Genomic DNA, 8341 nt, shown 5'->3' with positions numbered 1-8341 from the left:
GTGATACCGGCATGAATGATCACCGCCGGCATGATCTCCATCGAGGAAAAATGTCCCGAAATGAAAACGACGCTCTCGTGGTTTCGGGCGATCGACTCCAGCCGTCCGGCGTTGACCACCTCCACGCGGGAGGGATCGGCGATGATCTTGTCCAGGATGGGGAACTCCGCCGCCCACCGGCCAAGGGCCCGCCACTGGGCCTTCAGAAGGGCCTCGCGCTCCGCGTCGGCCATATCCGGGAAGGCGATCCGGATGTTGGTCTCCGCCACGCGGTGGGTGGAGGTGAGGGGCCCTAGGGCGCCCACGACGGCGGCCCCGAAGTCCGAGACGGAGTCGATGGGAAAAAGCCGGGCGAGGAAGGTCACGGCGTCGAAGGCCAGGGCTTCGAGGCGCCAGACCAGATCCTGAAGCCGAGAGGGTCGCGCTGAGTCCGCCACGCCCGACCTTAGCGCGTCCGTCGCACGGGCCGCAATCCGAGGGCTGGCGGCGCGACAACCTCATCGGCGGCGCCTTACCTTGCGAGCCGGCCAAGGTTAGATTGGGCTATGATGAAACCTGAGCTCATTCCCGGCCTTGAAGAGCTTCTCCTCGACCTTAACCGGGTCTCTGCAGAAGTGATCCTGCCCCTTTTCCGGTCTGACCACGGTCTGGAGGACAAGGGTGGAGAAACGGGCTTTGACCCGGTGACTATGGCCGATCGCGGCGCTGAGGCCGCAATCCGTCGGCGCCTGGCGGAAGTGGTCCCCGAGCACGGGGTCATCGGCGAGGAGTACGGCGAGGACCGTCCCGACCGGGAGTTCGTCTGGGTGCTGGACCCTGTCGACGGAACCCGGGCCTTCATCGCCGGCCTGCCGGTCTGGACCACTCTCATCAGCCTGCGCTGGCGGGGGGAGCCTGTCCTGTCCTCAATCGGCCAGCCCTACCTTGGAGAGGTCTTCATCGGCTCGCCTGAGGGCTCTCGCCTGGTGCGGGGCGGGGAGAGCCGGCCGCTGCGGGTTCGCCCCTGCTTCGGGCTTTCCGCGGCGACCATCGCCTCCACCGACCCCATCGCCTACTTCGGCGCGGACGAGAAGGCGGCCTGGGACCGGGTCCGCGCCGCCGCGCGGCTGGCCCGCCTGGGGTGCGACGCCTACGCCTACGCCATGGTCGCGGCGGGAGCGATCGACCTGGTCCTGGAGTCCCGGGCCTGCAAGTGCTGGGACATTGAAGCCGCAGCGCCCCTCCTGGCGGGGGCCGGCGGCGTCGCGACAGACTGGAACGGCATGCCCATCGGGCTGAACGGGGGCCAACTCGTCGTCGCCGGCGACCGGGCCTGCCTGGACGAAGCCCTGCCCCTCCTGAAGTCGGCGGCCGACTAGGCCTTCGGCGCGACCTGGTCGGCAAGGGCGTCGAAGTGGGCCCAGAACTGGTCGCGCAGGGGATCGGTCTCCATCAGGATTTCGTGCTCGGCGCCCTCCACTGAGACGAACTCGCCGGCGGGGAGCCAGGCGGCGATGGCCTTCTGGTCGGCGTTGTTGACCAGCTTGTCCGCCGAGGCGGAGACAATCACCACCGGCAGGGTCGCCCCCTTCAGGTTCTCGCCCTTTGCGAGCCAGGCGGTGGCGCGCAAGGCGAAATCCAGCCAGCCCCAGGTCGGCGAGGACAGGGTGAGGTCGGGATTGGCCCGGATGAGGTCCTTGCCGCGCTTGTAGCGGGCGGGGTCGCGGGTCAGCACATTGCCTTCGAAAGGTTCGCTGGCCGGATCCCCCGGAGGCTGGGCCCAGTCCCCGGCGCGGCCGGTCAGCAGGCGCAGGGCCACCAGGGCGCGGGCGAAGCGCGGCAGGCGCAGACCCAGCATGGGGGCGCAAAGGACGGCGCCGGCGAAACGGGGCGCCTGGCCACGGGCCAGAGCCATCAGGGTCAGGCAGCCGCCCATGGAGTGGCCGATGGCGATCCAGGGCTTGGGCAGCCGGGCCTCGAAGGCGACCAGCAGGGCCCGGTAGTCGGCAAGGTAGGTCTCCGCCCCCAGGGCGTGGCCCTTCAGGCGATCGGGCAGATCACGATGCGACAGCCCCTGGCCGCGCCACTCGTTGACCAGGACCACGAAGCCGCGCGCCTGCAGGTCACGCACCACCTCGAAATACTTCTCGATGGCCTCGGTCCGGCCCGTCGAGAGGATGACCGAGCCGCGGGGACGGCCCTCGGGGCGGAACAGGGCGGCGCGCAGTCGCGCCCCGCCTTCGCCCTCGAACCATTCCGCTCCGCCGCGCGGCGGGACGGGCGCATCGGAAAGCTCAGTCAGCGGCGCCGCACGGTCCATGTCAGGCCTCTCCCGAGCGAGCGGCGAGCAGGGCCTTGACCTGAGGCATCAGCGACATGGCCAGTCCCATGTCGGAGACTTTCAACCTTCCTGTGATGGCGGCGGTCATGGGATTGAGGTCGCCTCGCGCCAGGGCCTCGAGGTCCTTGCGGCTTACGCTGATGACCAGGTCCGCCGGATCGGCGACGTTGGTCACCGTCGCGCCCTCCACCCGGATGACCCCTTCGCCCCTCAGGTCGAGACGGATGGAGCGGTCGAGGCCCGCCCCTCCGGATTGGAAGTGCGCCCGCACCTTGTCGGTCAGTTCGGTCAGTTCATCCATGGGTTCGCCTCCCCCTCGCCTCCTGCAATGCCGTTCCCCGGTAGGCTTGTAAACGCCTGGCGGGTCAGCGGACGCCCCCTTGAACCCTGCCCGCAGACACCCATGTCTTGACCGAAGGCGCCGGATGTCCGGGCCTTCCGGGCGGTGCGAGGCTTCGGCGCGCACAGGTCCCGAAACTCAAAACGCAACCTTGCTTCGTCAAGAAGGATGTGAACGCACATGCGCACGATTGACTTTTCCCCCCTTTATCGTTCCGTCGTCGGCTTTGACCGCCTGGCCCAGCTTCTGGAGACCGCTTCGGTGGACCAGGCGACCGGCTATCCGCCCTACAATATCGAGCGGACCGACGAGAACGCCTACCGCATCGAGATCGCCGTCGCCGGCTTCCGGGCGGATGAACTGAACATCGAGGTCAAGGAGAACCTGCTCACGGTACAGGGCCGCAAGGCGGCCAATGACGCCGAGCGCCGGTTCCTCCACCGCGGCCTCGCCGAACGCGACTTCGAACGCCGCTTCCAGCTGGCCGACTATGTGATCGTCGCCGACGCCCGTCTGGCCGACGGTCTCCTGTCGATCGCCCTGCGGCGCGAGCTGCCCGAGGCCCTGAAGCCCCGGCGAATCGAAATCGCCACCGCCTCCGCCCCCTTGATCGAGGGTGAGAAGGCCGCCTGACGGCCAACAGACCAGCCGCACTTCCGGCGGGCGGCGTCTTCGGACGTCGCCCGTTTGGGACGTGGTCAGGATTCTGATTAGGTTGACCCCGTCCGAGCCTTCAGTTTCAAACGGTCTCGCCCCTCCTCATTGGCCTCTGGTGAGCGCGCCGGATTCACGACGGGCGATCATGCCGAAGCTCTTTCCCGGCATCGGCGATCGGAGCGACCAGATAGAGCTCTCATCATCCCCTCCGCTCACTGCGACCGACGTCCGCGAACAAGGGCAGGGCATGGACGAGGATGGCTTCGAGCCGCTCCGCCCGCTGCCGTGGATCGCTCGGTACGAGGCCCTCCAATTGATTGTCGAGCGTCAGCATCGCCAGCCCGTGAACAATGCTCCAGGCCAGAAGCGTGCGGGCGTCGCTCATATCGCCCTCTGCGCCCGCCGCGAAAGCCGTTTGTGCGAGTAGAGGATCCGCCGCCGCCTCGAGGTCGGGGTCGGGGTCGGCCGTGTCCTGCGCGTCGGCGCCGTACATCAGGCGGAACAGGTTTGGCTCCTCGATCGCAAAGCGAAGGTAGGCCCCGCCGATCGCGAGAAGACGATCCTGACGGGTGAGTGCCGGATCATCGATCGCAGTTGTCCGCGCCAGCATTGCGAAGCCCTCCGCGGCGACGGCTCTGAGAAGCGCACGGCGATCGCGAAAATGCCGGAATACGGCGGAGGAGGAGACGCCGTTCCATTGTGCGCAGGCGCGGGTCGTCAGCGCCGAGGCGCCGTTCTTGCGCACCAGCTCCAACCCCGCTGCGACCAGGCCGGCTCGGAGATTGCCGTGATGATACCCTTTACGCTTCGTCATTTGCCCAAGGACAGCCTTATGTGATGAGCGCTCACATTTAGCTTGACAGACCGATCCGCACAACTCGAGTATGTAACTGTCGCTCACATTGATCTGGGGAAACCTGTCGCCATGCCTAAGCTCCGAAAGTTCCTGCGTTTTGTGCACATTCTCGGCGGGGTCTATCTGGGCGCCTTTGTGTTCTCGCCTCTCATCGAAAGTCCGGCGGCAACGGCTGCGGCCCGCATGGTGGCGGTTGGCCTGCTCCTGACCGGCGCCGCCATGTGGCAATGGAAGCGTCTGGCTCCGGTGTTCAACCGGCTGTCGAGCCGCGCATAGTCAGAAATCCCGCCCGACCTCGACGCCAGCGGAGTCGAGCGCCCCCGGCCCCGGATCGCCTCGCGGCCATCGGCTCCCGCGGGTCGGAAAGTCGCCTAGCCTGGCGTCGGCCCACCCTTCAGGCCGTAGGTCTCCCGGAAGGCGACCTCGGCGTCTTTGAGGTTAGCGTCCGTGAGGTTCGCCTGCCGCAGGTCAGTGTCGTTCAGGATCGCCCCCCTGAGGTCGGCGCCCGCAAGATTCGCCCGCCTCAGATCCGCCGAGGTCATGTCGGTGGCCATGAAGCGGTCACCACTGAGCACCAGGACGTCCAGCCGCGCGGCCCGCAGATCGGCGTCAGCCAGCAGGGCCCCGGTGAGCCTTGCCCCGCGGAGATCAGCGCGCCTCAGGTTACAGCCCCGGAGATCGGCGCCGTCGAGCCGGGCGCCCTGCAACTGCACCCCCTCCATGTCGAGCCCGTAGAAGATGGCGCGGCGGGCCGAAACCGCCGTCAGATTGTACCCCCTCAGGCTCCTCAGACCGCGCAGGTCCAGGCCGTCAAACACCGTCGGAATTCCGGACTTGCCCCCTGTGGCGCACCAGCGCTCGTGCTCACGCACCTGGACCTCCAGCGACGTCTGGTCAGAGACCTGAGCGGTCGCCTCCTGTCTGAGGGCGCCCCTCAGGTCCGCCTTGCTGATATCCCAGGCCTGGGTAATGGCGCCCAGCAACACCACGTCCCGCATGTCGGCGCCCCGCAGGTCCGCCTGGGAGAGGTCTGCGCCCGTGAGGTCCGCCCCCGTCATCACGCACTGCTTGAGCAGAGCGCGGGTCAGCCGGGCGCGGCGGAGGATCGCCCCGCTGAAATCCGCACGCACGGACTCCATGTCTGCGGTGTGGGACCGCGCAGCACCGGCGCTCATCCGGTCAGGATCCTGCTCCTCATCGGGGCTGCGATTGACATGCTCGACCAGTTTGAAGCCCAGCTTGCGGTCACCCACCGCCACGGCCCCTACCCGAAGATCCGCTTCGAACAGATCCGCCTCGCTGAGGTTGGCGTTTCGCAGGCAGGCGCCCCGCAGGTCCGCGCGCCGCAAGGAACTCTTGCTGAGGTCGGCGTTCTGCAGGTCGGCGCCATAGAGATTGGCGCTGTCCAACTTGGCGCCGCTGAGGTCGGCGCCGAACAGGAGGGCGCCCGTCAGGTCCGCCCCCGAGAGGTCGCGCCCGGCCAGGTTGAGGCCGGAGAGGTCGCACCAGGCCAGGCTGGCCCTGAGCCCGCCAGGACGACCGGAGATGAAGATCATGTGCTTGCGGCAGATCTGGTCGGCCTCGGCCTGCGAGAGGACGGGAGCATCCTTCAGGTGGCTCGTGGGCGGCGACATGGGTTGGACTGCACCCCCTTTGGGAAGGAAGAGACTCTCACTGGGCGATTACCGCCCGGTTTACCCCTGCGGCGCTGGCCGATATCGAGCGTACAGGACTAAGGCCTCCGACTCCAGAAAGCCAGTCTCCACCTCCACGCCTGCCGCTCGCAGTCGGCTCTCGCCCTCGCCGCCCGCGAAGACCGAAGCGTCGCGGCAGGCGATGACCACCCGTCGGACACCGGCGGCGAGGAGCCGGTCCGTACAGGAGGTCCCCGGAAGGGAGCGCCGGGCGCAGGGTTCGAGGGTCACCAGGGCCGTGGCGCCGCGCGCCGCCGCCCCGGCCGCAGCCAGGGCCAGCTCCTCGGCGTGGGGCCGCCCGCCCTCGGCGGTGGCGCCCTCCCCGACGGGCCCCTCCGGACCCAAAAGGACGCAGCCGACGGACGGATTGTCGCCCGTGCGGCCCACCCCCGGCCGGGCCAGGGCGATCGCCCGGCGCATGGCCGCGATCTCCGCCTCGCGATTCAAGGCGCCTTCGGCACGGGCTGGGCCCTGTCTGCGTCCAGGTATCGGGCGGTCAGCGGTTTCAGGCCCGCGTCGAGGTCGATGACGAGGGGGTTCGAGGTCGGAATCTCGACCTCCATGATCCCGTCGGCGGACAGGCTGTAGATCAGCTTGACGATGGCCCTCAGGGAGTTGCCGTGGGCCGCCACCAGCACGGTCTCGCCGGCCGCCAGCCTTGGGGCGATCTCGGCGGTCCAGTAGGGCTCCACCCGCTCCAGGGTGGTCTTCAGGCTCTCGGTGTCCGGCAGGACTACGCCGGCATAGCGGCGGTCGCGGGCGAAGTCCCACTCGCCCCCGGGCGCCAGGGGCGGCGGCGGGGTGTCATAGGAGCGCCGCCAGATCCGCACCTGCTCGGCGCCGTGCTTTTCCGCGGTCTCGGTCTTGTTGAGGCCCGTCAGGCCGCCATAGTGGCGCTCGTTCAGCCGCCAGTCCTTGGTTTCCGGCACGAAGGTCTGGCCCGCCGTCGTCAGGGCCAGCCAGAGGGTGCGGATGGCCCGGGTCAGCACGGAGGTATAGGCCCGGTCCACCTGCAGGCCAGCCGCCTTGATCAGCTCGCCGCCCTTGCGGGCCTGGGCCTCTCCTTCGGCGGTCAGGTCCACGTCCACCCAGCCGGTGAAGCGGTCCTCCAGGTTCCACTGGCTCTGGCCGTGTCGCAGGAGGATCAGGGTGGGCATGGCGGTCTCCGTCCGGATTTCGCATCCGGGCTAGGGCGGGCGGAGGGACGCGTCAAGGCCGGCTCGCGGCCGCGTGTGGCCTCCGGGCCCGCGAGGCGTTAAGAGGAGGCCATGAGCGACCGCGTCTTCTTCGGCGGCCTGGCCCTGGTCGCCGCCGCCCTCATCGCCCTGGCCATGGTCTGGCCCCAGGGCCTTGGCGCGCGCTCGCCCGGCCCCTTCGGCTCGGTCCCGGTCCAGCAGCGCCCGGAGGTCCAGGCCGCCATGCGCCGGGAGGCCGAGGCCAACAACGCCCGCCTGCAGAAGGCCCGCGAGGCCGTCGCCGCCGCCCGGGCCGTCGCCGAGGGCGCGCCTGCGCCCGCCCCGGCCCCGGACGCCGCGAAGTGAGCGCCGCCATCGAGACCGGCCGCCGGGTCCTGCGCCAGGCCGCCGGCGCCCTGGAGCAGCAGGCCGCCGCCCTGGATGCGGATTTCGCCCGCGCCGTGGACATCCTTGCCGCCGCGCGCGGCCGCATCATCTGCACCGGCATCGGCAAGTCCGGCCACGTGGCCCGCAAGATCGCCGCCACCTTCGCCTCCACCGGGGCGCCGGCCACCTTCGTCCACGCCAACGAGGCCAGCCACGGCGACCTGGGCATGATCAGCCGCGACGATGTCATCCTGGCCCTGTCCAAGTCGGGGGAAAACCGAGAGCTGGCCGACGTCCTGGCCTATTCCCGTCGCTTCGAGATCCCGCTCATCGCCCTCACCGCAGCGGCCGACAGCGCCCTGGGCCGCACCGCCGACGTGGTGCTGGCCCTGGCCACAGCGGAGGAGGCCACAGGCGAGGTCAACGCCCCCACCACCTCCACCACCCTGCAGATCGCCATGGGCGACGCCCTGGCGGTGGCCCTGCTGGAGCGCCGGGGCTTCACCGCCGGGGACTTCCGCACCTTCCACCCAGGCGGCAAGCTGGGCGCCATGCTGCGCACGGTGGGCGACCTGATGCACGCCGGCGACCAGGTGCCCCTTGTCCCTCCCGACGCTTCCATGGCCGAGGCCCTGCTGGTCATGACCGAGAAGCGCTTCGGCTGCGTCGGGGTCCAGGGCGCGGACGGGCGGCTGCTGGGCGTCGTCACCGACGGCGACCTGCGCCGGCACATGGAGGGGCTGATGGGCCGCACCGCCGGCCAGGTCATGACGCCCGGGCCCAACAAGGTGGTCGGGCCCCGCCAGCTCGCCTCCGAGGCCCTGGCCCTGATGACCGACCCGCCGCCGGCGGTGAACGTCCTCTTCGTCCTCGATGACGGCCGGCCGGTGGGCATACTGCATGTCCACGACC

The 8341-nt window shown here is 69.5% G+C and carries 11 protein-coding genes and 1 pseudogene; 5 read left to right on the top strand and 7 right to left on the bottom strand.

From position 1 onward, the window contains the following. Positions 1-437, bottom strand: a pseudogene (locus IM632_RS07700) (lipid A biosynthesis acyltransferase); the annotation flags it as partial. Between the two features lie 108 nt (positions 438-545). On the opposite strand from IM632_RS07700, the gene hisN reads away from it, so the two are divergent. Continuing rightward, positions 546-1358 carry a histidinol-phosphatase gene (gene hisN / locus IM632_RS07695; protein ID WP_296480361.1) on the top strand — a complete coding sequence of 271 codons (813 nt, stop codon included), beginning with the start codon at positions 546-548 and terminating at the stop codon, positions 1356-1358. Here hisN and IM632_RS07690 read toward each other — a convergent pair. Together IM632_RS07690 and IM632_RS07685 are read right to left on the bottom strand one after the other, a co-directional pair. Next, positions 1355-2299, bottom strand: a complete 945-nt coding sequence (locus tag IM632_RS07690; protein WP_296480359.1) for an alpha/beta hydrolase — start codon at positions 2297-2299, stop codon at positions 1355-1357. The genes hisN and IM632_RS07690 overlap by 4 nt on opposite strands. 1 nt (position 2300) lies before the next feature. Then, on the bottom strand, positions 2301-2621 hold the full coding sequence (locus IM632_RS07685; protein ID WP_296480356.1) for an SCP2 sterol-binding domain-containing protein: 321 nt from the start codon (positions 2619-2621) through the stop codon (positions 2301-2303). A gap of 219 nt (positions 2622-2840) precedes the next feature. On the opposite strand from IM632_RS07685, the gene IM632_RS07680 reads away from it, so the two are divergent. Further along, positions 2841-3293, top strand: a complete 453-nt coding sequence (locus IM632_RS07680) for an Hsp20 family protein (RefSeq protein WP_293519813.1) — start codon at positions 2841-2843, stop codon at positions 3291-3293. A gap of 223 nt (positions 3294-3516) precedes the next feature. Here the strand turns inward: IM632_RS07680 and IM632_RS07675 are convergent, their stop codons facing one another. After that, entirely contained in the window at positions 3517-4131 is a 615-nt protein-coding gene (locus tag IM632_RS07675) for a TetR/AcrR family transcriptional regulator (RefSeq protein WP_296480352.1), read from the bottom strand. 111 nt (positions 4132-4242) lie between these two features. Between IM632_RS07675 and IM632_RS07670 the strand changes: the two genes are divergently transcribed. Further along, positions 4243-4449, top strand: coding sequence for a hypothetical protein (locus tag IM632_RS07670; protein WP_296480350.1), 207 nt, complete (start codon positions 4243-4245; stop codon positions 4447-4449). 95 nt (positions 4450-4544) lie between these two features. On the opposite strand, the gene IM632_RS07665 is transcribed toward IM632_RS07670, so the two are convergent. Genes IM632_RS07665 through gpmA form a run of 3 tightly spaced genes read right to left on the bottom strand, consistent with a single transcriptional unit; the run spans position 4545 to position 7024 of the window. Continuing rightward, entirely contained in the window at positions 4545-5807 is a 1263-nt protein-coding gene (locus IM632_RS07665) for a pentapeptide repeat-containing protein (protein WP_296498494.1), read from the bottom strand. A 60-nt stretch (positions 5808-5867) separates the two neighbouring features. Continuing rightward, on the bottom strand, positions 5868-6287 hold the full coding sequence (locus IM632_RS07660; RefSeq protein WP_296504204.1) for a riboflavin biosynthesis protein RibD: 420 nt from the start codon (positions 6285-6287) through the stop codon (positions 5868-5870). Between the two features lie 23 nt (positions 6288-6310). After that, positions 6311-7024 (bottom strand): 2,3-diphosphoglycerate-dependent phosphoglycerate mutase, encoded by a 714-nt coding sequence (gene gpmA / locus IM632_RS07655; protein WP_296552187.1) that lies wholly within the window; start codon positions 7022-7024, stop codon positions 6311-6313. Between the two features lie 111 nt (positions 7025-7135). Here gpmA and IM632_RS07650 point away from each other — a divergent pair, with 111 nt between their 5' ends. Together IM632_RS07650 and IM632_RS07645 are read left to right on the top strand one after the other, a co-directional pair. Further along, positions 7136-7408: a hypothetical protein gene (locus tag IM632_RS07650; RefSeq protein WP_296504201.1), complete on the top strand. Its 273-nt coding sequence runs from the start codon at positions 7136-7138 to the stop codon at positions 7406-7408. Continuing rightward, positions 7405-8341 (top strand): KpsF/GutQ family sugar-phosphate isomerase (locus tag IM632_RS07645; RefSeq protein ID WP_296552186.1); only part of this gene is annotated, 937 nt, incomplete at its 3' end. The genes IM632_RS07650 and IM632_RS07645, both read left to right, overlap by 4 nt.

Source organism: Phenylobacterium sp., assembly GCF_020402505.1.
GTDB lineage: Bacteria > Pseudomonadota > Alphaproteobacteria > Caulobacterales > Caulobacteraceae > Phenylobacterium.
The sequence above is the reverse complement of the archived record's forward strand: the minus strand, read 5'-3'. Positions and strand labels throughout refer to the sequence as shown.

What these genes read in the sequence shown, in the direction of transcription:
- IM632_RS07670 (WP_296480350.1), top strand. Translation starts at nt 4,243, where the DNA reads ATGCCTAAGCTCCGAAAGTTCCTGCGTTTTGTGCACATTCTCGGCGGG.
- IM632_RS07690 (WP_296480359.1), bottom strand. Translation starts at nt 2,299, where the DNA reads ATGGACCGTGCGGCGCCGCTGACTGAGCTTTCCGATGCGCCCGTCCCG.
- IM632_RS07650 (WP_296504201.1), top strand. Translation starts at nt 7,136, where the DNA reads ATGAGCGACCGCGTCTTCTTCGGCGGCCTGGCCCTGGTCGCCGCCGCC.
- IM632_RS07685 (WP_296480356.1), bottom strand. Translation starts at nt 2,621, where the DNA reads ATGGATGAACTGACCGAACTGACCGACAAGGTGCGGGCGCACTTCCAA.
- IM632_RS07680 (WP_293519813.1), top strand. Translation starts at nt 2,841, where the DNA reads ATGCGCACGATTGACTTTTCCCCCCTTTATCGTTCCGTCGTCGGCTTT.
- hisN (WP_296480361.1), top strand. Translation starts at nt 546, where the DNA reads ATGATGAAACCTGAGCTCATTCCCGGCCTTGAAGAGCTTCTCCTCGAC.
- IM632_RS07660 (WP_296504204.1), bottom strand. Translation starts at nt 6,287, where the DNA reads ATGCGCCGGGCGATCGCCCTGGCCCGGCCGGGGGTGGGCCGCACGGGC.
- gpmA (WP_296552187.1), bottom strand. Translation starts at nt 7,024, where the DNA reads ATGCCCACCCTGATCCTCCTGCGACACGGCCAGAGCCAGTGGAACCTG.
- IM632_RS07665 (WP_296498494.1), bottom strand. Translation starts at nt 5,807, where the DNA reads ATGTCGCCGCCCACGAGCCACCTGAAGGATGCTCCCGTCCTCTCGCAG.
- IM632_RS07675 (WP_296480352.1), bottom strand. Translation starts at nt 4,131, where the DNA reads ATGACGAAGCGTAAAGGGTATCATCACGGCAATCTCCGAGCCGGCCTG.